The organism is Paenibacillus sp. FSL H8-0315, from assembly GCF_038005365.1.
In the GTDB taxonomy this organism is placed as follows: domain Bacteria; phylum Bacillota; class Bacilli; order Paenibacillales; family Paenibacillaceae; genus Paenibacillus_AQ; species Paenibacillus_AQ odorifer.
On sequence record NZ_JBBOTA010000001.1, the window covers coordinates 3,735,961 to 3,762,020 of the forward strand.

Genomic DNA, 26,060 nt, shown 5'->3' on the forward strand with positions numbered 1-26,060 from the left:
TTAAAAAAGCTGGAGAAATATTTGCTTGTAACTTCACTTGTGCTTGGAGTATACTATTTTCGGGATGGTTAAGCGCTTACCTCAAAGGAGGATAAGCAAATATGGTAAATCCGATCGTAGTTGGCATTATTGGGGCAGGCAGAATTGGCCGGCTTCATGCAGATAATCTGCGTGTGATGCCGTCGTTTAAGTTGAAATCCATTGCGGAGGCTGTGGTAAGTGAGGAATTGCTGGTCTGGGCAGAGAGCCGGAATCTTGGCTCTGCATTTGTGAATGGGCAAGACATTCTGAATGACCCTGAAATCGAGGCTGTGTTTATCTGCACACCTACGGATACCCACGCCTCTTGGATTGAGCTAGCGGCCCGGGCTGGAAAACATATTTTCTGTGAAAAGCCGATCAGCCTGTCGTCAGAGTTTACCCACCAGGCACTGAAGATAGTGGAGGATGAGGGTGTATTGCTACAGGTCGGATTCAACCGGCGAATGGACCCTAGCTTCCGCAAACTTAAGCAACTGGTTCAATCAGGAGAGCTAGGCAGTCCACATATTGTGAAGATCACATCACGTGATCCGCAGCCTCCGGGTGAGGCTTATGTGCGGTCTTCCGGCGGGATGTTTATGGATATGACGATTCACGATTTTGATATGGCCCGTTATCTGATGGGTGAGGAAGTAACAGAAGTTTATACCCGAGGTGCCAATCTCGTTGATCCGATGTTTGGGCGCTGCGATGATGTGGATACAGCTGTCATCACGCTGACCTTTGCCAGTGGCGCAATCTGCGTCATTGATAACAGCCGTAAGGCTGTATATGGTTATGATCAACGCGTGGAGGTGTTCGGTTCCTGCGGCTCAGCCACCGCCGATAACTGCCGTCCAACAACTGTAGAAGTTTCAACCGCTGCTTCGGTCACACGCGATCAACCGCTTCATTTCTTCCTCGAGCGGTATAACCAGGCTTTCGTGGAAGAGGTTGCCGCATTTGCCCGGGCAATCCGCCTGCAGGAGCCTATCATTTGCAGCGGGCCTGACGGGCAACAGGCGGAACGGATTGCCGAAGCCGCTAAGGAATCCTATCTTACCGGGCTTCCGGTCAAGTTGTCTTCTTGTGCCGGAGAGGGAATATCGGCGACACAAGCTTTGTAAGCGGATGCAGATGCTGAAGATGGGGGAGGTCTGTGAAGATGTCCAATCTAATCATAAAAGCCGGAGCACCCGGCAAAGATGGACTTGTAGCGGCAGTGAGCAAGGAGAGCGCTAGATGGGAATATGTCGGTTTTGAAGTGTACCAGCTGCAGGTTGGGGATACGCTGAGCCGCAGCGCGGAAGGGAATGAAATCTGTCTGGTGCTGCTGGCGGGCAAGGCGGATGTGAGAGCAGGCGCCCAGTTGTTCGCCGGGATCGGTGAACGTATGTCTGTATTTGAGGATTTGCCGCCGTATGCGGTGTATATTCCGGCGGGAGGGCATTATGAAGTTACGGCCTTGACGGAGCTGGAACTTGCGGTTTGCCTTGCACCAGGAACGGGTAAATATGCGCCGCGTTTGATCGCTCCGTGCGATACTGTGGCCGAAGCACGCGGTTCTGGCAGTATGTCACGGCGAGTGGTCAACATTTTGCCTGAGCAGAGTGAAGCCGAGAGCCTGCTGGTCGTGGAAGTACGTACGGGTGGCGGCAATTGGTCCAGCTATCCTCCGCACAAGCATGACTGTGACAATCTACCTGCTGAGTCTTACCTGGAAGAGACATACTACCACCGGGTTAACCCGGCTCATGGTTTTGTAGTGCAGCGGGTGTATAATGACGATCGCAGCCTTGATGAGACGATGGCCGTGTCTGACCGCAGTATTGTATTGGTTCCGGAGGGCTATCATCCTGTATCGGCTCCGCCGGGTTATGATTCTTATTATCTCAATGTGATGGCAGGTCCGGTCCGCACATGGGTTTTTCATAATGATCCGGAACATGAATGGCTGTTCGAGATGCAGCAACACCAGAAGGATAAGAAGAAATAGTGTAGCAGCACGCACGAAAAGGGGGCTTCCGCAAGGCGGAGGCTCCTTCTTTGTGTCGATGTATTGACCAAATGATCGCCACAGTAAGAGAGTCTCTTGCACCGCTGAATAGACACTGTCAGAAGAGTTCCTTATAATCTAGGTATAGGATTGTACGAACGTAAAGGCGGGCTCACTAACGATGAAACCTACGATATATGATGTGGCACGGGAAGCGGGAGTCTCCATCGCTACGGTGTCCAAGGTGTTGAACAAGAACGGGAGAATTAGCGATAAGACACGGGAGAAGGTTCATCGGATCATGGAGGAGCTGAATTACCAGCCGAGTCTGGTGGCCTCTGCGCTGACGAGTCGCCGAACGGGAACGATTGGGCTGATGATTCCCGATATTTCCAACCCTTTTTTTGCTGAGGCGGCCCGAGGTATTGAGGATTACGCTCAGGAGCAGGGAAGCGACTTGATTGTATGCAGTACTGACCGGGATGATGAGAAGGCGGCCCGGTATATCTCACTGCTCCTGCGTAAACGGGTGGACGGTATAATCATTGCTTCTCATACAGGGAATCCAGATATGGTCCGCCGCCTGCTGGCTGATCACGTACCGCTTGTGTTATTTTCGGCTGATATCCGGATGATGGAGAGCAACAGCGTCACGGTGGATGACTATAAGGGAGGCTATCAGGCGACAGAATATCTGTTGTCCCTGGGCCATCGCAGGCTCGGCATTATCTCTGACAATTTACCGGGGAGTAAGCTGCGCGTGGAAGGCTTTATGGATGCGCTCAAGGCAGCGGGTGTTGGCTTTGACAATCCGGCTAATCTCACGCATACCTCAGCCACACTGGAGAACGGCCGCAAAGCGGCTGCCGCGATGCTGGCTCAGGCGCAGGAAGACCGGCCGACCGCCATATTCGCCTGCAACGATCTGCTCGCGATTGGGATATTGAAGGAGGCGCGCAGCGCAGGCTTGTCAATTCCCCGTGATCTGTCCGTAGTGGGTTTTGACAATACAATGCTGGCTGAAATTTGCCATCCCACCTTGACCAGCATTGCTCAGCCTCTGCGTGAGATGACGGAACAGGCGATGATTCTGCTGAACGAATCTATCGACAATCCCGATAGTCCTAAGCGCAAGATCATGCTGATGCCGGAACTGATAGTCCGCCATTCCACCGGACCGGCACCGCATTAGGAAGACACAAACTCTACAAACGGAGTAAGAACGCCGACTCCTATCTGAAGACCTGTACTTCGCTTAGCGGCGAGGGACAGGTCTTTTCTTTGTTTTTTTCTGATACATGGGTTCAGATCCAAATTCGTTTAAGTTCAGGATTGCCAAACTCCAATTTCTAAACTATACTAATGGAAATTAGGTTAAGCGCTTAACCCATCCCCCGATGATTGTTGTATCTCATTAATCTATTTTACTGAAGTTTTCTCAAGGAGGCGTCATAATGAACGGTTTACAGTTCGATCCTGCACGACCGCTGGATTTAATCGCTGTCGGTCGGCTCTGTATTGACTTGAACGCTAATGAAACCGGAAGACCAATGGAAGAGACACTGACGTTTACCAAATATGTCGGCGGCTCTCCCGCCAATATCGTAATTGGAGCAGCACGGCTAGGGATGCGCACTGGCTTTATCGGTAAGATATCCGATGATCAGATGGGCCGTTTTATCCGAACTTATCTGCAACGGAATGGCATTGACGATAGCCAGGTGCGCGTTGACCAGACTGGTGCAGTGACTGGGCTTGCTTTTACTGAAATAAAGAGTCCTCAGGAGTGCAGCATTCTGATGTACCGGGATCATGTGGCTGATTTGCTGCTGAGTACGGAGGAGATCTCGGAAGAGTATATTCGGAAGTCCAAGGCACTGCTGATCTCAGGTACTGCACTGGCACAAAGTCCGTCCCGTGAGGCTGTGTTTGTCGCTTTGGAGTTCGCCCGCAAGCACAATGTTACTGTATTTTTTGATCTGGATTATCGCCCCTATACTTGGAAGTCAGCCGCAGAAACAGCGGTCTATTATAATCTGGCAGCTGAGAAATGCGATTGTATCATTGGTACCCGTGAGGAATTTAATATGATGGAGAGCCTGTACAATGTGACAGATGCAGATGACGAAGCAACAGTTAACCGCTGGTTCTCGCACCAAGCAAAGCTGGTCGTTATCAAGCGTGGCGGGAGTGGTTCAATCTCCTACACGGCGGATGGGCAGAAGCATCGGAGTGGTATTTTTCCCGCTAAAGTATTGAAGACATTTGGAGCCGGAGATTCTTACGCCTCAGCCTTCATTCACAGTCTAATGCGGGGAGAAAGCGTCGGTGAGGCCATGCGCCGCGGCAGCGCGTCGGCATCCATTGTCATCTCCCGCCACAGCTGTTCGGATGCCATGCCAACCTTGGACGAATTGGAAGCGTTTTTATTGTCTAACGAGGAAATCACTTCAGGTGCAGAGTAAGTAGGCAGAGGTTGGAGAGGACACAACTCAAACAACCCCAGATCGAATAGCTATGCAAGATTAGATTAGATTAGATTAGATTAGATTAGATTCGCGGGATCGCATTAATAGAGATGAAGGAGTGAGTAGAATGGCACAGCAAACCGTGCAAGTGCTGAACAACTATATTGACGGGCAGTGGGTAGAGGCGGCTACGGAGCACTCAGAAACGGTATACAATCCAGCGTCTGGAGAGGAGATGGCAAGGGTTCCGCTGTCCAGCAGAGTCGATGTTGATCGGGCGGTGGCTGCGGCAAAGGCGGCTTTTGCAGGCTGGTCCAAGACACCGGTACCGCGCAGAGCGCGGATCTTGTTCAAATATCAGCAGCTGCTGGTGGACCATTGGGATGAACTGGCGAAGACGATCACGCTGGAGAATGGAAAAAGCTTCAAAGAGGCCTACGGAGAGGTGCAGCGCGGCATTGAGTGTGTGGAATTTGCGGCAGGTGCGCCGACGCTGATGATGGGCCGGCAGCTGCCCGACATCGCGACAGGCATCGAGTCTGGGATGTATCGCTATCCCATCGGTGTAGTCGGCGGGATCACACCGTTTAATTTTCCAATGATGGTGCCTTGCTGGATGTTCCCGTTGGCCATCGCCTGTGGGAATACCTTTGTGCTGAAGCCCTCCGAACGCACACCGCTGCTGGCAGCGCGTTTGGTCGAATTGCTAGAGGAAGCCGGGCTTCCGAAAGGTGTGCTCAATCTGGTTAACGGTGCGCATGAGGTGGTAAACGGCCTGCTGGAGCATCCTGATGTGAAGGCGATTTCCTTCGTTGGCTCACAGCCGGTGGCCGAATATGTCTACAAGAAGGGAACGGCGTGTTTGAAGCGGGTTCAGGCGTTGGCAGGGGCGAAAAATCATTCTATTGTGTTGGCAGACGCAAATCTTGAGGCTTCAGCAACACAGATTGTCAACGCAGCCTTCGGCTCGGCGGGAGAGCGCTGTATGGCTTGCTCCGTGGTAACGGTGCAGGAAGAGGTTGCTGATGAGCTGATCTCCATCCTCCTGCGTGAATGTGAGCAGATGACCATCGGCGATGGTTTGGACGACGACACGTTTCTTGGGCCGGTTATCCGCCAAAGTCATAAAGACAAAACGGTCGCTTATATTGAACAAGGCGTGGCCGAGGGCGCTAAGTTGCTAAGAGACGGCCGGACGGATGCTGCGGTGCAGGGACAGGGTTATTTTATCGGCCCAACGTTGTTTGATGGAGTGACCCGGGAAATGAAAATCTGGCAGGAGGAAATTTTCGCGCCTGTCCTGGCAGTGATCCGTGTCAAGGATGTAGAAGAGGCGATTGAAATTGCCAATACCTCTCGTTTTGCCAACGGGGCTTGTATTTTTACGAATGACGGCGGGAAAGTGCGCTATTTCCGGGAAAATACCGAGTCAGGCATGTTGGGTGTCAATGTCGGAGTGCCAGCCCCGATGGCCTTTTTCCCTTTCTCCGGCTGGAAGGATTCCTTCTATGGCGATCTGCATGCGAATGGAAGCGACGGGGTTGAATTTTATACACGCAAAAAAGTCGTCACTGCCCGCTGGCAGTAACAAAAACGGCGAAAGGGAGGTTTCACGTGGATACGATTAGATTAACGACGGCGCAGGCGCTGGTGAAATTTCTGAACCAGCAATATGTGGACTTTGGCAATGGACCGGAGCGTTTTGTACACGGTATATTCACCGTTTTCGGCCATGGCAATGTACTTGGACTGGGGCAGGCACTTCAGGAAGCGCCGGGTGAGATGACGGTCTATCAGGGGAGGAATGAGCAAGGAATGGTGCATGCGGCGACTGCCTTTGCCAAGCAGAGCCGCAGACGGCGAATCATGGCCTGCACCGCTTCGGTAGGACCGGGTTCAGCCAATATGCTGACAGCCGCTGCCACTGCGACGGCGAATCAGATTCCCGTGCTGCTGCTCCCCGGCGATACCTTTGCCACCCGTCAACCGGATCCGGTACTTCAGCAAATGGAGCATACCTACAATCTGTCGATAACGGTCAACGATGCCTTCAAAGCGGTGAGCAAATATTGGGACCGGATTTATCGGCCAGAGCAGCTGATGACAGCATTGCTGAACGCGATGCGTGTGCTGACTGATCAGGCAGATACCGGAGCAGTCACGATTGCGCTGCCGCAGGATGTGCAAGGGGAGGCCTGGGACTATCCACTTGAGTTCTTCCGCAAGCGCATCCACCGGATCGTTTCCCGTACTCCGCATCCGGATGAGCTTGCTGCAGCAGCTGATCTTATTGCCAGCAAACAGCGACCTCTGCTGGTCTGTGGGGGTGGAGTCCGATATGCGGATGCAGGGAAGGAATTACGTGCGTTTGCGGAGAAGTTCGCTATCCCATTCGGTGAGACACAAGCTGGAAAAAGTGCCGTGGCAAGCGACTGTGCCTACAATCTCGGTGGCATAGGAGTTACCGGGAATGGCTGTGCTAATACGTTGGCCGCAGAAGCGGATCTGGTGATCGCTGTGGGTACCCGGTTTACGGACTTCACGACAGGTTCGAAGAGTTTGTTCGCCCATCCCGAGGTGGAGTTCCTGACAATTAACGCTTCCCTCTACCATGCCTCCAAGCTGGATGCACTGGCTGTGGTCTGTGATGCTGCCGAAGGTCTTAGAGCGCTGTCTGCTACGTTGGAGAAGCGCGGTTACCGCACCGCTTATACAGATGAAATTGTAGTGGCAAAAAAGGCATGGGAAGTGGAAAGAAAGCGTCTATCTGACGTGGAGTATACGGTGAATCAGGAGGCAGATCGTCCAGATCTTTCTTCAGTTTCCTTCGTGCCGGAAGTTGCCGGACATCTTGACGAGAAGCTATCTGAATATGCGGCGAAGTTGAACACTTCGCTGGCGCAAACACAGGTACTCGGGATCCTCAATGAATATCTTCCGAAAGACGCCATTGTGATAGGAGCCGCAGGCAGCTTACCGGGCGACATGCAGCGGATGTGGAATTCCACTGTGCCGGATACTTACCATATGGAATATGGCTTTTCGTGTATGGGGTATGAAATCTCCGGTGCACTCGGTGTGAAATTGGCGGAGCCGGACCGGGAGGTATATGCATTGGTGGGCGATGGCAGCTATCAAATGCTGCATTCGGAACTAGTGACGAGCCTTCAGGAGAACAAGAAGATCAACGTCATTCTGCTGGATAACATGGGGTTCGGCTGTATCAACAACCTGCAGATGGAGCAAGGACTGGATAGCATGGCGACTGAATTCCGCTACCGGGGCCCGGAAGGTCAGCTGAGCGGCGAACTGATAAGCATAGATTATGCAGCAAGTGCCGCGGGATATGGAGTGAAGACCTTCCGTGCGTCAACGGCTGAGCAGCTGCGTGACGCTTTGAGGGAGGCTCTGCTGCAGGATCGTTCCACCCTAATTGACATTAAGGTGCTGCCCAAGACAATGACACATGGTTACGGAGCCTGGTGGAATGTTGGTGTTCCAGAAGTGTCCGGCAGTGAAGCCGTTCGGGCTGCCTACGAGCAGAAGCTTGAACAGCTTGGAAAGGCCCGCAGTTATTAGTATTAGTAATACTGTGAAACGGAAGGGGTAGAATCGATGATGTTCAAAGAACATGCGGTCAAGCTGGCGATTGCTCCTATCGCTTGGACTAATGATGATATGCCTGAACTGGGAAAAGACAATACCTTTGAACAGTGCATTAGCGAAATGGCGCTTGCCGGGTTTCAGGGAAGCGAGGTGGGCAACAAGTATCCACGCTCTCCGGAACGGCTGCACCGGGCACTGGAGCTTCGTGGACTTGAGATTGCCAGCGCTTGGTTCAGCGCATATCTGACTGTGCGGCCATATGAGGAGACAGTGGAGGCTTTTTGCGCGCATCGTGATTTTTTATATGAGATGGGTGCGAAGGTGATTGTCGTCTCAGAGCAAGGGCGGAGTATTCAGGGACAAATGGATACGCCGCTATTTGCTAATAAACCTGTATTCACAGAAGCGGAGTGGGCCGCACTTGCCGATGGACTGGGTGGGCTTGGCCGGCTGGCTGCTGAAAAAGGTATGGCGCTTGTATACCATCATCATATGGGGACAGGGGTGCAGACTGGGGCCGAAATTGCTAAGCTAATGGAGCTCACGGAACCGGAAGAGGTGTCTCTGCTGTTCGATACCGGGCATCTAGCCTTTGCGGGTGAGAATCCCTTAGAGGTACTGCGCATCCATTTACCTCGGATTAAACATGTCCATTTGAAGGATATACGTCCGGAGGTTGTTCAGCGTGTGCTGCGGGATCAGCTCAGTTTTCTCCAGGCTGTAAAAACGGGCGCATTCACCGTACCTGGCGATGGATGTATATCCTTTGCGGAGATTTTCAGCGAATTGGCAAGTTACTCTTATACGGGATGGTTTGTAGTGGAAGCGGAGCAGGATCCGGCACTTGCCGATCCGCTGGAATATGCGATCAAGGCGCGCCGTTATATCAGAGATCTGAGTGGTTTATAGGCCGAGGAGGGCTACCACTTGGTGCTTGGCGGCTGCTCGGACAGATCTATATGCGGGGGTTCACGGCTATGGCTGTGCGCACCTCGCCTTTTTAATGAGCAGGTGTAAAATACGAATGGCTTCGTTGGTCGGGCTCATGTTGTATGTGTTATAATGGCAGCAAATTAGGCGGAAGAGTTTCCATTTCCATGATGGTGCAGCCAAATATCTATGAACTACTCGTGCATTAACGGCTGAACCGTGGCCGGGTATCCTAACGGTTGTACAGAGGGGGTTATCTATTGTTCCGTTCCTGGTATCGCCGATTGCTGCTGTCCTATTTTCCTATTTTTTTGCTTACTGTGACGATACTGATTTTTGCCTCTTTTGTATTTATTAATGATATTTCACGAATGGAAACCAAAAAAGCGGACCGTATCACCGCCAGCTATCTTATGGATAATGTGGACCGAACGATCAAGGAAGCTGAACTGTCAGTGCTGGAGGCTGCTGAACGCAGCGATGCTTATAAACGTTATTTTAACAATCAAGGCCAGATTGATATGGCGACCGTCTACGCTGTTGCCCAGAATCTACGCAACCTGACGCGTGAATCGCCCTATATTCAGTCCATCTATCTTTATGACAAGAGAAATGAAAGCGTTTTAACAGAAACTGGATTAAAGGACCTTTCAGGATTTGTAGACGAGGATTGGATTGGCCGCATCACCTCCGGCTCTTTATCGGAAGGCTGGCAGCCTGTTAGGGAATACAAAGATGAATTTCAGCGCACGTCTATACGTGTGCTTACCATAAATAAAGGTATGCCGCTGCCCTTCGGTTCGGAGGGAGTGCTCGTAATTAATCTCAAAATGAGCGGAATGGAACAGATCGTCGACGGTATGGTCAATGAACAGTTGTCCTTTCTGACCATATTTGGCGCAGATGGACAGGTGGTCTATCAGGCGCATTCGGACAGTGAAGGTGCCAAGAATGGGAAGCAGTTGAACACTTTATATATGGAAAGGCTTGGCTGGACGTTTTCCAGCGGGATCAAAACGGGCAGTCTATTCAGCTGGGTGTCAGTGATTTCTTACCTTTGGGTAGCTATTGCCTTAGGTACGGTTGTGTGCGCGATTTTTTACCTGATCTATGTTACGCGGCGGAACTATAAGCCAATTCAGGTGATTATGAACCGGATTGAAGGTCATCAAATTCGCAAGCTGGACCAATCCAGCGACAGACCGGACGAAATGATGCTCATTGACGGGGTGCTGGAAGATCTAATCAACCATATGACGGATTATGATAAGAAAAGCAGAGAGAATTTGCTGTTACAGCGCAGCAAGCTTTTCAACGATCTCTTGCAAAGCGAGCGGTTGGACAATGTCGTCCAGCGGATGGAAGAGCTGTCGCCGCTCTCCGGAGCTCATTCCACATCCCGCTTTATGGTTGTGCTAAGCGAAATCAACCGCTACGACAAGGTTTTTCAAGATCGTTATACAAGGGGCGATCAGAACACGCTTAAATTTGCCCTGATGAATGTCTTTCAAGAATTGGCGCGGAGTGCGGAATTGCAAGCTTGGGCGGAGTGGATTGGGACTGACCGGGCGGCAATTCTCTTCCTGACCACAGGAAGTGATGAAGAGATGGCAGAGAAAATCCGTGTATTCGCTGAGGACTGCCGCACCTGGGTGGAGCAGAACTTGCGCCTCTCCTTAAGCTTCGCTATCGGGCCAGTGGCGGCTGGGCCAGGGGAGATCCGGGATTCCTATGCGGCAGCGGAGAATGTGATGCAGCACAAGCTTTTAATGCACGAAGACATCGCTTTAACGGAATTTGGAGAAACGCGCCAGCCGCTTCTTGAGACATTCAAGTATCTACAAATGATTGCCGAGTTTGTTAAGCAGTTCCGGATGTCGAGCGGCCAATGGCGGGAACTGCTGGAAGGTGTTTTTGATGGTTTTAAACAGGATTATTTACAAGATGATGATATTCGCTCTCTAATTCAGGCCATGTTACAGATGTTGAGCCGGGAAGTGGCTGTCATGTCTGAGCAGCTGCAGGATGAGCTGTCAGCAGAAAATGCGGAGAAGCAGCTGAAGCGGCTGGAAGAGGCAGAATCCATAGATGAAATGAAGGGGATTTTGTTTGAGTATTTGACTGATTTATTCCGTACTTATGTTTCTGTCAGTGAAACTAAAAGCTACCGGGCGATGGTAACCGAGATGAAGAATTATATTGAAGAGAATTTTACAAATCCCGATCTTTCCCTAAAGCATTTGAGCGACCGGTTTCAGGTATCCGGCAAATATGCCAGCTATCTATTTAAAACAGAATTTAAAATGAAATTTGTTGATTTTCTTACAGAGCTACGCATGAAGGAAGCCGAAAAGCTTTTAGTGGAAACGGAATGTTCGCTGCAGGATATCGCACTCCAGGTGGGATATGCGAATGCAATTACATTCGGCAGGGTATTCAAACGAGTATTAGGAATCACGCCGGGTGACTACCGTTCTTTAAAGCGCGGGCGCGGGACCTCCAGACTATAGCTGCCGACTTTATTAATCCAATAGCACGTGAACAATAGTTTTTATAACCGCATCTGTGCACGCCAACCTCTATGATGAGGGCGCGAACACCGATGCGGTCTTTATTTTCACACTTTTGAAAGCGGTTTATTCTACGAAAATGGTTGTATGGATAAACCGGAAGTCCGATTTTGCTGGGATATGAGCATCCGAAAGAGGTTTATTGTCAGACTGCCGAAATTCATGAAATACTGTGGGCATCCAGAACAACAAGCGACCCAGTAGCACGGCAGTAAAAAGCATCACGTGATATGGATTCCGCTGGGGATGGATAGAGTTAAGGCTAGGGGATCATAAATACACCATTAAAGCCTGCAAGGGCGAAGGGGATGGAAAAATGACAGTGAACGTACATCAAGGAGTTCTGAAGAAAGCAATCGGGATCGGATTAACCGCAATAATGGGCGTTTCTCTGCTAGCAGGCTGTTCCAATGATTCTAAAAACAACACAGCATCCGAGGGTGTCGCAGCCGGCGAAAGTGCCAAGCGCGTTACATTAAAGGTGGAAGTGTTTGACCGCGGCAACAGCCCAGCCCCTCATACCATTACCAATAACTACTTAACTAAACTAGTGCAGGAAAAGTTCGGAGATCCGAATAACATTGATGTAGAATTTGTACCTATCCAGCGTTCTGAGGAAGTTACCAAGCTGAATGTTTTGATGGCGAGCAATACGGATGTGCCCGATATCGTATTTACGTATGATTCCAGTGTGTTTTATCGGTATGCCCAGCAAGGTGGCTTGACTGATGTCGGAGAAATTCTCGATGAATATGGCCCGAATCTGAAAAAGTTTATTGGCGAGGATACGCTGGCGTTCGGCCAGCTTGAAGGTCAGCAGTATGCGATCCCTGGTAAACGGGCGATCACAGGCCGTTATAGCTCCTACATCCGTCAGGATTGGTTAGATAAATTAGGATTGCCTGTGCCAACGACGACCGATGAGCTGTACACTACTTTGAAAGCGTTTAAAGAAAAGGATCCGGGCAATCTCGGCAGCAAAAACATCCCGATGGGCATGGCACTTGCACCAGCCCAATTCGAGACGTTGATTTTCTCTTTCATGAAGCCGATCAGCGGCGATCTGACCTACAGCCAACGTTATGAGCTGCCGCTGCATGAGGGCTTTAAGGATGCCCTGCAATTTCTCAATAAGCTCTACAATGAAGGGATGATCAGTAAGGACTTCAGTCTGGACGAGGATAAAACACAGTTGGCCAAGGATATCCAGAACGGCAATGTAGGCTACTGGTCGGAGGATGTGGATGTTTTGTTCTATGCCGATGGTACCCTGGATAATCTCTACAAAAATGTAGAGGGAAGCAAGGTGCTGCCGGTAGACGTCTTAACCAACGCCAACGTTGATAACAAGCACATTAAATCCCGGTATGCCTCCAACGGCATGTACATCATGATTCCGAAGAGTAGTAAACGCGCCGTGGAAGCCGTTAAGTATCTCGATTGGATGGCTTCGGATAATAATCTGATTGATATCCAAAATGGCGTAGAAGGTGAAAACTACGACCTGGTAGACGGTATTCCAGTGGCCAAAACAGATGTTTCCCAGGAGTTCGCCGATCGTCTATTTAATGCTGGCGACATGGCCATTATCTCCAACGGCAAAAACATCGGTGATCAGGCCACTAATGAAAAAGCATGGGCGCTGGGCTTCCCGGAACGTAACCGGGAGATGCTGACTCAATCTATCGCTATCGCCAACGCTGACACGGTGGGTCCGCTCGTCTTCGGCAAGCCGATAGAAGCGGAATCGCAATATGGCACAACGCTCAAAGATAAGCTCAACGTAATTATTGTAAAGACGGCAATGGCCAAACCAGAGCAATTTGAAGCGGTTTACGAGCAAGAAATGAAAGATTACATGACTTTGGGCGGAACCAAGCTGAAAGAGGAACTGGAGAAGTCGTTTAAGGAACTTTCGGCTCAATAAACAAATATATAGTGAAAACCGGGGGGAGATGGTGCTGCGCTCCACCCGGTTTTTCTCCTTAGGAGGAAAACGACTTGAGCAAAGCGACATACTTTAGACGGTATTGGCAATTGTACGCGCTGCTTTCGCTGCCTATTATTTATTTCCTGATCTTCCGCTATGGTCCGATGTATGGTGTGCAGATTGCTTTTAAGGATTTCAATTTGTTTCAGGGGATTGGAGGCAGCGAGTGGATTGGCTTTGATGCGTTCCGCGAGGTTTTTGGAATGAGAGAGTTCTACACCACCTTGCGCAATACCTTTATGCTGAATTTTCTGGATTTACTTGTCTCTTTTCCGGCTCCGATTATCCTGGCGATTATGCTGTTCGAAATTCGTTCGGTGTGGTTCAAGAAAATATCGCAGACGATTTTGTATATCCCCCACTTTATTTCCTGGGTGATCATCGGGGGGATCGTATATCAATTGTTCGGCAACCAGTCCGGTATGGTGAACGGTGTGCTGGAGAGCTTAGGCCTTACTCCCATCCCGTTTCTGACTGAAAAAAATCCGTGGCTGATCACTTATTTATTCACAGGCGTCTGGCAAAGTGCCGGTTGGGGGACTATCCTTTATCTGGCGGCGTTAACCGGTGTCAACCGAGAGCTGTTTGAAGCTGCTGAAGTGGATGGAGCGACAAGGCTGAAGAAAATCCGCTACATTACACTTCCTAGCATAAAACCAACCATCGTGACGCTGCTTATCCTCAATCTGGGAAAGATGGTCAGCATCGGTTTTGACCGCCCTTACATTATCGGTAACACTGCTGTGCGTGAGTATTCTGATGTGCTCAGTACCTTTGTGTACCGGGTGGGTCTAGAATCCGGACAATATACGTTGGCTACTGTAGTCGGATTGTTCCAGGCCGTGGTGGGACTGGTGTTTATTTTTGGCTCCAACTATATTTCGAAAAAAGTGACCGGAGACGGTATTTTATGATAAAGAAAGAAGGAGGCGGAGTGCTATGAGTGAACGTACCTCAAACCGGATATTCGATATCGTCAATATAACGTTTGTTGCCTTGTTCGTCTTGTTCTGCTTGGCTCCGTTTTTGCATGTGATTGCCGTGTCGCTTAGTTCCAACCGGGCAATTACTTCTGGAGAAGTAACGATTTTCCCCATTGAATTGAACTGGAATGCATACATTAATGTTTTTTCCAATAATGCGATGATCCGCTCTCTTGTCTTTACGGTTATTCTGACGTTTGCCACAACGGTGCTGTGTATGCTTTTCACTGTCGCAGCAGCTTATCCGCTGACCAAAAGAAAACTGAAGGGCCGTAAATTTTTTATGTATCTGATCGTTATCACTATGTTTTTCAGCGGCGGTATTATTCCTGAATATTTGTTGATCCGTGATTTGCATTTGATTAATTCGGTCTGGTCGCTTATCCTGCCAGGTCTGGTCAGCCCCTTTAACCTGATTATCCTGATCTCCTTTTTCAATAACATCCCTGCCAGCCTGGAGGAATCGGCCGAAATCGATGGCAGTTCCCATCTTCGTACCCTGATGAGTATTATATTGCCGCTATCCATGCCGGTTATGGCCACATTGGCGCTTTTCTACGCAGTGGGAAGGTGGAACGGCTTTCAGGATTCTTTGATGTATATCAATAATCCGGATTTGTATCCGCTCCAGCTCAAGCTGTTCCAGATGGTGCAGAACAACATGGTATCCGAACTGACACAAATGGAAGGTGCCAACCGGACCCCACTGACACCAGAGAGCCTAAAAGCGGCCACCGTTATCTTTGCAACAGTACCGATCCTTGCCGTATATCCATGGCTGCAGAAATATTTTGTCAGCGGTGTAATGCTTGGTGCCGTAAAAGGTTGAACCGTAAGCTGTAACAAGGGAGGAGAACATAATTATGGAGGACAAAGGCATATTTTCGTTCTCAACTTGCTGGAACATTAAGCGCCACACTGCCGGTGACGCCATGTTGCGGGAAATCCGCGATCTCGGCTTTCAGCAGGTGGAGCTGAACTATAATGTGACTAAGGAAATGCTGGAAACGATCGAGCCTATGCTTGAGCGGGGGGAGATGGGGATCTCCAGTGTCCACAACACCTTCCCGCATGTGCAGGACTCCGATTATGGCACAGATTCCGTGCTGCTAGGTTTTGAGGATGAGGAGAAGCGGCAGCGGGCGATTGAGCTGCTGATTGGCTCGGCTAAGTACGCTCAGCGTTACGGAGGAGAAGCTGTTGTTGTGCATCCCGGTGAGGTACCCTTTCCAAATGATATCAGCAAAGAGCTGGAGCAGATTTATAAAGGTGAGGGTAGAGATTCTAACGCTTATCGCAGCAAATGGGCGGAACTGATGGAGCGGCGGGAAGCCTATAGCGCCGGCTATGTGCAGAAAATTATTGAAAGCCTAGATGAAGTATGTAACCGGGCAGTTTCTGAGGGGCTAAACGTACGCTTTGGTATCGAAACACGTTCCAAACCGCAGCAGATTCCGACGCTTGCGGAAGCCAAAACGATTATTAAGGCGCTAAAAGGAGCACCTGTGGGCATATGGTATGACACCGGGCATGCCATTATGATGGACCGTTTGGGTTTGTACGACAGTGTGGCGGAAATGGAAGGTCTGATGGATGATATTGTAGGTGTTCACATTCATGAGACCATCGGTCTGTCTGATCACTGGTGCCCTTATGTAAACAGCGGGAATATGGAATTCTATGATGCTTATCTGCCGATGATTGAACGGGCGCGGGTCAAGGTGTATGAGCTGAAGGCAGCTTGCCAGCCGGAAGAAATTGCTGAAAGTCATCGGCTGCTTATGGCCAAGTTAGCGCGTAGAGGGCAGGTCTGATGTTGAACGATGAAGACCGTAGGTTAGCTATGAAGTATGCTCCGCGCTTATTATTCGATCAGAACGAGCCATTTTTTCCGGTACGTCTCGGTATAACGGTGATGCGGCAGGAGGAGGAGTCTCTTTCCTTCCGGCGCCGTCTAGCTGTGAACCATCCGGATGTGCTGGCCGTTGTGGAATACGCGATTTATTACGATTATGATATTCAGCATTTATATGATCTGGAGCATGTGTGGGTTTACATCGGTAGAGACGGGGAAGTGGTGGATGCCGAAGCGAGCTTTCACGGGAAATTCCTTAAAGCGCTGCTGCGCGGGGGCAGCAATCTAAGCGGGACACGGGTGGACCTCTATGTCCAACCCGGCAAGCATGCTCTTGCCCCGTTCCCTGAAGTCTTTGAGCTGTTACCGGGATTCGCATCCAGTACACAGGATGGAGCAGGTGCGGAGGGTCTGATTTATGGCGACTTTTTTCACGGCATTCTGGCGTCCGATGGAGAAACTGACCGTCTTGTCCACCGTTATCTGCAAACCTGCCGGTTCACGCCTTCCCTGTCCTATTCGTGCTGGGAATATGCGGACCGGGAGGAATTGTTCGTTTCTTGGAATCAACTGTTCACGGAAATTCCTGACCGTATCCGACAAGAGCTGGCGCGGCTTCAGCTCCTGTTACCACCCAGACATTGAGCAGATTGTTAACATGGAGGGAAGTATAATGTACAAGCAACTGGTAGCCAGTAATGATAGAGCGGCAGTGGAGGGATTATCCCGGCAGGTGCTTGATCCGACGAGCCGCTATTATGGAGGGACAATAGATCCGGGTACTGGCGTTGCCTGGGTTAATCATACGACCGGCACACCAACCGATATGTGTTATTGGGGAGCGGCTCTGGTTAACCCGGATTCCGCATTCTACCGTGATGAGCTGCTGCTGGCCCGCCTGCTGCTGGCGACGGAGTTCGTGCTGCGTGCACAACATGAGGATGGCTCGATCTCTCCGGGCTGGACGAACTATCATTCTCCCCCGGATACAGCCTTTGTCATCGTCGGCTATGCTCAGCTATACCAACTGTTGGCGTCGCAGGATTGGGAGCCACTGCAACAGGTGCTTGATAATATGCTCTTGTTTCTTAAGCGAACTATTCCCGTCATGCTTACAGGGGGCTGTCACACGCCGAATCACCGTTGGGTATTGTGTGCAGCACTGGGATTTCTGCATGAACTGTTCGGACTGGAGGAGGCTGTCCAACGGGCGGAACAGTGGTTGGCGGAAGGGATGGATATTACACCTGATGGAGAATGGACGGAGCGCAGCAACGGTATTTATAGTGCGGTCAGCGACATCATGCTGATTCATGCCGCTCGTCTGCTGGATCGGCCGCAGTTGCTGGAGCCAGTTCGTCTGAATTTACACATGATGGTCTATTTGGTGCATCCTAAGGGCGAAGTTGTGACCGATTATTCTGGGCGCCAGGATCTGGGGAGCTTTCACGACCTGTCTCCATATTATTTACCGTACGCTATTCTGGCCCGTTCCGATAAGGAGCCATTGTTTGCGGGGATGGCCGAATGGGCAGGCAGAGCACTGGAAAATCCGGGGGTCTGCTCTGTCAACGTACTTGTACGTATGCTGCTGGAGCCGGAGCTTCAGCAACCTTTTGAAGATTCGGCAGCTCTGCCTGTAAAATATGAGAAAATACTGAACGGCGATTTTCCACGACACGGCTATCTGCAGGATATGGAGAAGTCCGGCCATCAAGGGCGAATTTACCACAGCCGGCTGCATACTGATTTCGGAGCACCGGTTGCGCGCTACAGGGACGGGAACACTAGCGTGACCTTAATCACGGAGACGCCGTCTTTTTTTGCACTCCGTCACGGTGCCGTCAGGCTGCTTGCAGTCCAACTGGCTTCTTATTTTTATCCGGGATATGTACCGATGCAGGAAATGATCAAACTACCTGACGGATACCACCTGTCAGGAGAACAAAAGAAGGGTTATTACGGTCCTGTAGAAGGTGAACTGCTTCCGCAAACATCTGGGGAGCCAGTAAGCCCTTGGTATCTGCTACCGCATCAGAGCCGCGCACTTACGCATGAACAGACATTCCGCGTGGAGACGGAGGTTCAACGCACGGACAGAGGGTGGACCCTCCGGTTGCATGCTGAGGAACCTACAGAGGTTATGACACAGCTGTCTTTTATTTTTGGACGGGAAGGATGTTTCACATCGGGTGAATTGCAGGCTGTCGGAGAGGACCATTATCTCTGGAACGGCGGTAACCTCCGCTATAGTTGTGAAGAGGACTGGATTGAACTGACAGGGGGCGAGCTTGGCCATCTGGCGGCTACGGTGCGTGAGGCGAAGCTACAGGATAACTGCAAGGCGGTGTTGGTCAATTTTATGACCCCATTCGATAAGACGATTACGATCACTCTATCTCCTTCCATGATAAGAGAGTAACCTTTGCAACAATTTACAATTTAGCAGACGTTGACGTTACACCTCAGTTTTAGAGTAATAAGCCTTATTAAAAAACCTTCCATTAGAAGCAAACCTGGAGTTATCAGGTCTAATGGGAGGTTTTGTTATGCATCTGCTAAGCATAGACTCACCAGATTTTAACCGTGCATAATGGTATAAGTAAGAAATCCGGGGACACCAGCAGTCAGTGATTCAAACATTCTCCGAAGCCGTGATTGTCAGCTTTTATAAAATTTCCTTTAGTTTGGTTTACATAGGCACTTTTTTCGGTGGTCAAGTGTTATAGAGATATAAAGGTTAAGGAGGTGCTTACATCGCCACAGGATTCGCTAGACTCGACAGAGTTGGAAGAGCTAATCGTTAGGATTCAAAAGGGAGATTCCGAGCAGTATGCTTTAATTGTCAGGTCATTCCAAAAGCCGATCTATCGATATTGCTATCGTTTGTTAGAAAACAAGCAGGATGCGGAGGACGCGGTTCAGGATATTTTGGTAAAGGGTTATCAATCTATCCGGCAATACAAAACGCAAATGCATTTCTCGGCATGGCTCTATCGTATCGCATATCATCATTGCTTAAATCTGCTGCGCAGGCGTCGTCTGCATAAGCAAGTCATGCGTATTTTTCGTCCGGAAGTACTGTCTGCAAGCCCTGAACAGGAGCTGGATGCTCGGTTGTACAGTCCTTCATTGTCTGCGGCTTTAGCGGGATTGTCGCTTGAGGAGAGAAACATGCTTATTCTGCGGGTGTTTGAGGAACAAACTTATGCAGAGATAAGTGAGATTCTAGGGGTCAGTCCCAATGCGCTAACTAAAAGAATGAATCGGATCAAGCTAAAGGTTCAGGAAGCTATGAAGTCGGAGGAGGAGATCACATGGAAAGAAACAAAATCAGCAATGAATACCAAGATATAATTTATGCCTCGGCGGGCAATGAACTTTTGGATGAGGTAGATGTAGAAGATAAGGTCATGGGGCGTATTACTGGCATAACAGGTCGAAAGCGATCGTTCTCGCTGAGGGTGATGAATAAAACAACGGCAGTGGCCAGTATGTTAACGCTGTTTCTGCTGATTTCTGTGACTGCGTATGCTGCGTCTGAATATATCCAAATCCGCAATAGTGAAGGAGTAGTGAAGGTCCAACATGTTGCGCCGACTGAATCTGCAGAAAGGGCTTCTTATGATAAATATGCGCAGCAAGCAGAAGAGTTCGCTAAACCGGGTGAATTGATCGCTTATCTTGTGAAAAATAAAGCAGGTGCAGCAGGCTTGGCGACAGAATTGCAGTTTAAGTATAAAGAGCAGCGGATAGATGCGTATTCTGATTTTTTAAAAGAAATCAAAAGAACAGGGGCGCCAATGCTTCCCGAAATGGCAGCGGGGTACGCTTTTAAATATGGTGTAATCCATCCTAATTCTCCGACTACGGATAAAGCTAAGCTAGGTTCTCTGTATAAGGAAACATTAAATGATCTTACCGCTCAGGCAAATAAGGACAAGGGGACCCGCAATTTGTTTATGAAGGCTATACCGTGGTCCGAGCCAGGGGGGCTAAGTGTAACTTATTCGAAGAACAATGCTTTTATAGGGATCTCAGCAACGCTCATGCATGGCGGTAAGGTTTTCGTGGAACAAACGCCTGAGAATCAAGCTAATAAGCTCACAGTTGCAGGGACAGAAGTTATCTATAACAAGGTAGTAAGGGAAGAAGTCAGCTATGATTATCTGAACTGGTATAACGAGAAGCAGGATGCGTATTATACACTCACCAGCTATGGAGATACGATTTTGACCCAGGAGCAATTTTTACAGCTGGCTGAGGAGCTATTGAAGTAGAGTTTTGAAGTTTGAAGTTTGAAGTTTGAAGTTGGTAGTTCGTAGTGTGTAGTATGTAGTGTGTAGTTTGAAGGTGCATGCGCTAAGTTAGTTGTATTATGTGCAATTAAAGTTCACCAATAGCTGTATATAGGCCCTTTAGTTGTATTTGATGCAGCTATTACTGGTTAAATTAGTGGAAATAGACGTTTTTACGGATTTTAGTTGTAGAGAATGCAATTAGAGAAGAGGCTATGAGCGGATCAGAAATAAATAAGTGTATAAAATACAGTTAAATCGTATACAGGGAAGGCAGCAATTGGATCCAGATATAAAAAAAGGTATCCCCAAAGCGAGAACTGTAGGGATACCTTCTTTATATTCTTATGTCTTCGGAAATTCGAAGAGCGTTAGCCTTCTAGCAGTAGTGCTTCCGGATCTTCCAGCAATTCCTTCACTTTGACCAGGAAGCTTACCGCTTCAGAGCCGTCAACGATCCGGTGATCATAGGAAAGGGCGATGTACATCATTGGACGGTTTACGGTTCTTTCTTCGTCCAGCGCGATCGGACGCAATTGAATCTTATGCATCCCTAGAATACCCACCTGTGGTGTATTCAGAATCGGTGTGGATAACAAGGAGCCGAATACGCCACCGTTGGTGATGGTGAATGTTCCGCCTTGCAGCTCGGAGAGGCTGAGCGTATTGGCACGTGCTTTGGAAGCGAGCTCGCCAATCTGGCGCTCGATTTCCGGGAAGCTGAGCCGATCCGCATCACGGACTACGGGAACTACAAGTCCTTCTTTCGCTGCAACAGCAATACCGATGTCGTAGAATTTCTTAACGACCAGATCTTCACCGTCGATTTCGGCGTTCAGCAGTGGATAGGTTTTAAGCGCACCGATCACGGCTTTGGTGAAGAAGGACATGAAGCCTAGTCCAACTTCATGTTTCTCTTTAAATGCATCCTTGCGGCGCTTGCGGATGTCGAGGATCGCTGTCATGTCCACCTCGTTGAAGGTGGTAAGCATGGCCGCGGTCTGCTGCGCTTCGACCAAGCGGCTGGCAATCGTGAGCCGTCTGCGTGACATGCGCTTGCGCTCCACGTTTTTGCCCTCGTCCGGCGTGGCTTTGCCCGCTGCCGGCTTCGCTGGCTCCGGCTTGCCTTGCGGCGCCGGAGCTACCGGTGCAGCGGCCTGCGGCGCTGCTGCACCATGACCGGACACATCGGCCTGACCAATCCGGCCGATAGGATCACGGGCGCTAACCTCGCCGAGGTCGATGCCGCGCTCCCGTGCCAGCTTGCGTGCGCCCGGCGATGCCAAGGCAGCATGGCTGTCGCCACCTGCTGCAGGCACTTCGGGCGCAGCTACAGGCGCGGCGGCTGCTACTGCGTTGCCGCCTGCCGGAGCCGCTTTAGGCGCTTCGGCTTCGCTTGCAGCGGCCCGCGGCGTACTGCCGCTTGCGGCTCCAATGATGCCGATGGCTTCGCCAACGGCTACGTTCTCGCCCGCTTGACGCAGGATGGTGGAGATGACACCCTCCACCTCTGCACTAATTTCCAGATTGACTTTATCCGTTTCCAGCTCAGCAAGCACATCGCCTTGACCTACCGTGTCGCCTTCTTTAACCAGCCATTTGTAGATGGTTCCTTCGGATATGGATTCTCCCAGATCGGGTACTAAGATTTCTGACACAGGCCGTTTCCTCCCCAAACATAATGGTTTACGCTATTGTGATACCGTCCTCTTAAGAGGACGGTACAGCCGCTTGTACGTTCGAATTTGATTTTAGGGCTTCTGTTACAATTCTACGTTGTTCGAAGCTATGCACATCTGCATAACCACTGGCCGGGCTGGAACGTTCCGGACGGCCGATATATCTTACGCCGGCATTTTTCGGTGCGATGGCGCGTAACCGAGGCTCACTATAGCTCCAGCCGCCCATATTTTTCGGCTCTTCTTGCACCCAGACAATTTCCTGAAGGGAGCTGAAGGAGTTTAAATGTTCGCTTAGCTCCTGTTCCGGGAACGGATAAAGCTGCTCTAGGCGAAGAACATGCAGCCATGACCAATCCTTATCCGGTGCTGCTTCCAGTTCTGTTTGGATGTCGATAGCGACTTTACCGCTGCAGACTACGAGCCGTTTAACTTCACTTGGTTTCTGGCCAAGCAAAGATTCAGCTAATACAGGCTTGAATTGTCCTGAAGCCAGCTCGGTTCCGGCAGAAGTGCTGCGCGTATTCCGAATGAGACTTTTCGGCGTCATAATGACTAGCGGTCTAGCATCTTCCTGCCCGCATAACGCTGCTTGGCGCCGCAGCAGATGGAAATATTGCGAAGCGGTAGTCAGGTTAGCGACCGTCCAGTTCTCCTCAGCGGATAGCTGCAAGAACCGTTCCAGCCTACCGCTGGAGTGCTCAGGTCCCTGTCCTTCGTAGCCATGCGGCAGCATGATGACGAGATTGCTGCGCTGTGTCCATTTGGCGCGTCCAGCGGCAATGAACTGGTCAAAAATAACCTGACCCGCATTGGCGAAATCACCATACTGTGCTTCCCAGATTACGAAGGTTTCCGGTGCAAACACATTATAACCATATTCAAAGCCTAATACTGATGCCTCTGACAATGGACTGTTGTATACGCCAAAGGAGGCACGGGAATCGCTTAGCTGATGCAGCGGAGAGAATAAATCTCCTGTTTTACTGTCGTGCAGCACCAGATGGCGATGTGCGAAGGTTCCGCGCTGGGCATCTTGACCGCTCAGTCGGATGGGCGTTCCATTTTTCAGAATGGTAGCGAAGGCTAATGTTTCAGCTAGTGCCCAGTCGACCTTTTCACCCTCATTCAGTGCATCTTTACGACGTTGTAAAATGCGCTCCAGCTTCGGATAAACCTGGAATCCAGCAGGAACCGTCAACAGTTCACGATTGATCTCCTGCAGGCTGGAGATGGATACCGCTGTAGTGTTTGCCGCTGCGCGGTCCGTTTGTAGAGGAATGAAGGCTTTGGGTTCTTTTTTCTTATGATTGCCTTCCTTCATAGTATCGTACGCACGCTGCAATACGCTTTCTGCTTCAGCATTCATCTTTTGTACGTCTTCGGCGGTAAGAACCTTTTCGTTTTTCAGTCTCTCTGCATAAACCTTGTAGACGGTTGGATGATTGCGAACCTTGCCGTAGACAATAGGTTGTGTGGTTTCAGGATCATCCATTTCGTTGTGACCATGACGGCGGTAGCCGATGAGATCAATTACGAAATCTTTTTTGAATTGATGGCGGTATGCGCTAGCTAAACGTACAGCTGCTACGCAGGCCTCTGGGTCATCAGCGTTGACATGGACTATTGGGATTTCATACCCTTTGGCGATGTCACTCGCATAATGCGTAGAACGGGAATCTTCACTTTCAGTCGTAAAACCAATTCGGTTATTAACAATGATATGGATCGTCCCACCATTTTGATAACCTTGAAGTTTGCCGATATTAAGCGTTTCTGCAACAATTCCTTCACCTGGAAAAGCAGCATCGCCATGCATCAGCACCGCCATAGCTTTACTGGTATCAATCTTCGGCAGTCCTGCAGTGCTCCGATCTTCTTGTGCGGCACGAGTGAAACCTTCCACGACAGGATTGACGAATTCCAAGTGACTTGGGTTATTCGCTAGTGTTATTCTTGTGCGTACGGTTTCTCCTTCACGGACAGCACGGTCTGCACCGAGATGGTATTTCACATCACCTGTCCAACCATAGTTAATGCCTGTGGAGCCTTCGGAAGGGAAAAGCTCCTTGTTCGGAGAATGATGAAACTCTGAAAATATGATATCATAAGGTTTGCCCAAAATATGTGCAAGAACGTTGAGGCGGCCGCGATGCGCCATGCCCATCAAAATATGCTCCGCACCGTCATGTGCAGCAGCACGTACGATTTCATCTAACATCGGCACAAGAGCATCATTGCCTTCAAGACTGAAACGCTTCTGACCTACAAAAGTCTTGTGGAGGAAGGTTTCAAATTGCTCTACCTGAATCAGGCGGTTCAGGAGCTCTTTGCGTTCTGTATTATTTAGGGGTGCTGGTGAGCTGGTGGATTCTGCCTGTCTATTTAGCCATTGCAGTTCTTTTTCTTCATGCACATGCCCGAATTCATAGGCGATGGTCTTGGTGTATGCCTGACGCATACGTTGCACGGCATCCCATCCGGTATGCACATCATTCGGCGCATTTTCCCATATAAGCGTGGCAGGCAGTGCGATCAGGTCTTCGCGGGTCAGCCCATAGGTTTCAAGCTCAAGATATTTTGCCATGGGATTCTGATCGCGTACCAGCGGATCAATTTCAGCGGCCATATGGCCATATATACGAATATTGGCGATTAGCTTGGAAGCTCTTACTGCTTTTCTAAGCCATTCGGTGTCTCCCGAGATGCGCGGCTGAGGAGCCGGTTCGCTATCCGGAGTTAGGGGAGGAGGTCCCGAATTTGTAAAAAGCTCGCGATAATTATTTTCTACGGTGGAGGGATCTTTCACAAACTGTTCATATCTTTCTTGAATGTAGCCTAAATTGGGTCCGTAATACTTACTCCAAATGGATTCGTTATAGGGCTCTTTGGCTGCCATGAATACATCCTCCTTAACGGATGAACTCCATACGTGACATTTTGTGTCAACGCTTACTGGAGCTGTGATGATTGCGGTTTCATTTCTCATCTTATTGTGCTACTTTCGGCCACTGTAATCAATTCATTCTTTCGTCCAATACGTTCGCAAAATGGTATGGGTTAGCTTGTTCTAATGAAAAGAAGGGTGTTTCTTCTCATTACCCATTCTAAAGGCCTATTAAAATGATTCTATTATCCTTATTTTTAACTATTAGGTCAGTAAATATTTATTTTGCTAGTACAATTTATTTTATGTAACGGACGAGTATCGTGATAATCGGACAAGATCTTTGAAAAAAAATCTTTTATTTTTCGTTTTTAAAATAGAAAGTAACCAGGAATCGACACACTTTTCCGCTTTCTTTTTGTATAATGTTATTGCAGATAGTAATTTTATAGTTTTTTAAGCAGATCCTTTCGTGAAAAGGGTCCAGTAAAAGGTAAACTTGCCGAAAGGCAGGGGCACAAAGTCGCGGGTCTAAGGTAGAGATACTATGACAGCCGGATTGCCTGGGGACGTAAAATCTTAGGGGGAGATTTTTTGGAAAAGTCCAACCAGGGTAGCAACAGAGAACAGCAGTTTATTGATCTGGATCAAGAGTGGGTACATTTATTATTAGCAGCTAAGAAGGCTGGCATTAAGGCAGATGAAATCCGCCAGTTCTTTCATGAGAAAACTGTGCAGATCGTGCAGTAATACATTAGAGGGGTTACATATCGAAAA

At 49.5% G+C, this 26,060-nt stretch carries 19 protein-coding genes and 1 riboswitch; of the genes, 17 read left to right on the forward strand and 2 right to left on the reverse strand.

Annotated features, from left to right (window positions below; genetic code table 11):
* Window positions 1-101: 101 nt before the first annotated feature.
* From iolG to MHB56_RS16360, 16 genes are all read left to right on the forward strand, one after another.
* Window positions 102-1,148: an inositol 2-dehydrogenase gene (gene iolG / locus MHB56_RS16285; protein ID WP_076219004.1), complete on the forward strand. Its 1,047-nt coding sequence runs from the start codon at window positions 102-104 to the stop codon at window positions 1,146-1,148.
* Window positions 1,149-1,186: 38 nt separating this feature from the next.
* The gene (gene iolB / locus MHB56_RS16290; protein WP_341143752.1) at window positions 1,187-2,017 is read left to right on the forward strand and encodes a 5-deoxy-glucuronate isomerase; all 831 of its coding nucleotides are present in this window, start codon (window positions 1,187-1,189) and stop codon (window positions 2,015-2,017) included.
* Window positions 2,018-2,198: 181 nt separating this feature from the next.
* The gene (locus MHB56_RS16295; RefSeq protein WP_076185622.1) at window positions 2,199-3,209 is read left to right on the forward strand and encodes a LacI family DNA-binding transcriptional regulator; all 1,011 of its coding nucleotides are present in this window, start codon (window positions 2,199-2,201) and stop codon (window positions 3,207-3,209) included.
* Window positions 3,210-3,471: 262 nt separating this feature from the next.
* A complete protein-coding gene (gene iolC / locus MHB56_RS16300; RefSeq protein WP_248549135.1) occupies window positions 3,472-4,482 on the forward strand; it encodes a 5-dehydro-2-deoxygluconokinase in 1,011 nt (336 codons plus the stop codon).
* A 130-nt stretch (window positions 4,483-4,612) separates the two neighbouring features.
* The gene (locus tag MHB56_RS16305; protein WP_341143753.1) at window positions 4,613-6,073 is read left to right on the forward strand and encodes a CoA-acylating methylmalonate-semialdehyde dehydrogenase; all 1,461 of its coding nucleotides are present in this window, start codon (window positions 4,613-4,615) and stop codon (window positions 6,071-6,073) included.
* A gap of 26 nt (window positions 6,074-6,099) precedes the next feature.
* Entirely contained in the window at window positions 6,100-8,064 is a 1,965-nt protein-coding gene (gene iolD, locus MHB56_RS16310) for a 3D-(3,5/4)-trihydroxycyclohexane-1,2-dione acylhydrolase (decyclizing) (RefSeq protein WP_341143754.1), read from the forward strand.
* Window positions 8,065-8,103: 39 nt separating this feature from the next.
* Window positions 8,104-9,000 carry a myo-inosose-2 dehydratase gene (gene iolE / locus MHB56_RS16315; protein ID WP_076307985.1) on the forward strand — a complete coding sequence of 299 codons (897 nt, stop codon included), beginning with the start codon at window positions 8,104-8,106 and terminating at the stop codon, window positions 8,998-9,000.
* Between the two features lie 281 nt (window positions 9,001-9,281).
* Entirely contained in the window at window positions 9,282-11,531 is a 2,250-nt protein-coding gene (locus MHB56_RS16320) for a helix-turn-helix domain-containing protein (protein ID WP_248549132.1), read from the forward strand.
* A 376-nt stretch (window positions 11,532-11,907) separates the two neighbouring features.
* Window positions 11,908-13,518, forward strand: a complete 1,611-nt coding sequence (locus MHB56_RS16325; RefSeq protein WP_280753318.1) for an extracellular solute-binding protein — start codon at window positions 11,908-11,910, stop codon at window positions 13,516-13,518.
* 74 nt (window positions 13,519-13,592) lie between these two features.
* On the forward strand, window positions 13,593-14,495 hold the full coding sequence (locus tag MHB56_RS16330) for an ABC transporter permease (RefSeq protein ID WP_038568353.1): 903 nt from the start codon (window positions 13,593-13,595) through the stop codon (window positions 14,493-14,495).
* A gap of 25 nt (window positions 14,496-14,520) precedes the next feature.
* Window positions 14,521-15,393 carry a carbohydrate ABC transporter permease gene (locus tag MHB56_RS16335; RefSeq protein ID WP_038568356.1) on the forward strand — a complete coding sequence of 291 codons (873 nt, stop codon included), beginning with the start codon at window positions 14,521-14,523 and terminating at the stop codon, window positions 15,391-15,393.
* Window positions 15,394-15,427: 34 nt separating this feature from the next.
* Window positions 15,428-16,378, forward strand: a complete 951-nt coding sequence (locus MHB56_RS16340; protein ID WP_341143755.1) for a sugar phosphate isomerase/epimerase family protein — start codon at window positions 15,428-15,430, stop codon at window positions 16,376-16,378.
* Window positions 16,378-17,064 carry a hypothetical protein gene (locus tag MHB56_RS16345; RefSeq protein ID WP_341143756.1) on the forward strand — a complete coding sequence of 229 codons (687 nt, stop codon included), beginning with the start codon at window positions 16,378-16,380 and terminating at the stop codon, window positions 17,062-17,064. The genes MHB56_RS16340 and MHB56_RS16345 overlap by 1 nt, the downstream gene beginning before the upstream one ends.
* A 28-nt stretch (window positions 17,065-17,092) precedes the next feature.
* On the forward strand, window positions 17,093-18,841 hold the full coding sequence (locus tag MHB56_RS16350; protein WP_341143757.1) for a hypothetical protein: 1,749 nt from the start codon (window positions 17,093-17,095) through the stop codon (window positions 18,839-18,841).
* A gap of 326 nt (window positions 18,842-19,167) precedes the next feature.
* Window positions 19,168-19,776 (forward strand): RNA polymerase sigma factor, encoded by a 609-nt coding sequence (locus tag MHB56_RS16355; protein ID WP_076124651.1) that lies wholly within the window; start codon window positions 19,168-19,170, stop codon window positions 19,774-19,776.
* Window positions 19,737-20,699, forward strand: a complete 963-nt coding sequence (locus tag MHB56_RS16360) for a hypothetical protein (protein ID WP_341143758.1) — start codon at window positions 19,737-19,739, stop codon at window positions 20,697-20,699. Before MHB56_RS16355 ends, MHB56_RS16360 begins: the two co-directional genes overlap by 40 nt.
* 389 nt (window positions 20,700-21,088) lie before the next feature.
* Here MHB56_RS16360 and odhB read toward each other — a convergent pair whose 3' ends face one another.
* Together odhB and MHB56_RS16370 are read right to left on the reverse strand one after the other, a co-directional pair.
* Window positions 21,089-22,375: a 2-oxoglutarate dehydrogenase complex dihydrolipoyllysine-residue succinyltransferase gene (gene odhB, locus MHB56_RS16365; protein WP_076124648.1), complete on the reverse strand. Its 1,287-nt coding sequence runs from the start codon at window positions 22,373-22,375 to the stop codon at window positions 21,089-21,091.
* Window positions 22,376-22,427: 52 nt separating this feature from the next.
* A complete protein-coding gene (locus tag MHB56_RS16370) occupies window positions 22,428-25,295 on the reverse strand; it encodes a 2-oxoglutarate dehydrogenase E1 component (RefSeq protein WP_076185640.1) in 2,868 nt (955 codons plus the stop codon).
* Between the two features lie 470 nt (window positions 25,296-25,765).
* Window positions 25,766-25,850, forward strand: a riboswitch (cyclic di-GMP riboswitch).
* A 27-nt stretch (window positions 25,851-25,877) separates the two neighbouring features.
* Here MHB56_RS16370 and MHB56_RS16375 point away from each other — a divergent pair.
* Complete coding sequence (locus MHB56_RS16375; protein WP_232061118.1) at window positions 25,878-26,033, forward strand: anti-repressor SinI family protein; 156 nt, start codon at window positions 25,878-25,880, stop codon at window positions 26,031-26,033.
* Window positions 26,034-26,060 lie beyond the last annotated feature (27 nt).

What these genes read in the sequence shown, in the direction of transcription:
- iolE (WP_076307985.1), top strand. Translation starts at nt 8,104, where the DNA reads ATGTTCAAAGAACATGCGGTCAAGCTGGCGATTGCTCCTATCGCTTGG.
- MHB56_RS16370 (WP_076185640.1), bottom strand. Translation starts at nt 25,295, where the DNA reads ATGGCAGCCAAAGAGCCCTATAACGAATCCATTTGGAGTAAGTATTAC.
- iolB (WP_341143752.1), top strand. Translation starts at nt 1,187, where the DNA reads ATGTCCAATCTAATCATAAAAGCCGGAGCACCCGGCAAAGATGGACTT.
- MHB56_RS16325 (WP_280753318.1), top strand. Translation starts at nt 11,908, where the DNA reads ATGACAGTGAACGTACATCAAGGAGTTCTGAAGAAAGCAATCGGGATC.
- MHB56_RS16360 (WP_341143758.1), top strand. Translation starts at nt 19,737, where the DNA reads ATGGAAAGAAACAAAATCAGCAATGAATACCAAGATATAATTTATGCC.
- MHB56_RS16345 (WP_341143756.1), top strand. Translation starts at nt 16,378, where the DNA reads ATGTTGAACGATGAAGACCGTAGGTTAGCTATGAAGTATGCTCCGCGC.
- iolC (WP_248549135.1), top strand. Translation starts at nt 3,472, where the DNA reads ATGAACGGTTTACAGTTCGATCCTGCACGACCGCTGGATTTAATCGCT.
- MHB56_RS16335 (WP_038568356.1), top strand. Translation starts at nt 14,521, where the DNA reads ATGAGTGAACGTACCTCAAACCGGATATTCGATATCGTCAATATAACG.
- MHB56_RS16305 (WP_341143753.1), top strand. Translation starts at nt 4,613, where the DNA reads ATGGCACAGCAAACCGTGCAAGTGCTGAACAACTATATTGACGGGCAG.
- MHB56_RS16350 (WP_341143757.1), top strand. Translation starts at nt 17,093, where the DNA reads ATGTACAAGCAACTGGTAGCCAGTAATGATAGAGCGGCAGTGGAGGGA.
- MHB56_RS16295 (WP_076185622.1), top strand. Translation starts at nt 2,199, where the DNA reads ATGAAACCTACGATATATGATGTGGCACGGGAAGCGGGAGTCTCCATC.
- MHB56_RS16340 (WP_341143755.1), top strand. Translation starts at nt 15,428, where the DNA reads ATGGAGGACAAAGGCATATTTTCGTTCTCAACTTGCTGGAACATTAAG.
- iolG (WP_076219004.1), top strand. Translation starts at nt 102, where the DNA reads ATGGTAAATCCGATCGTAGTTGGCATTATTGGGGCAGGCAGAATTGGC.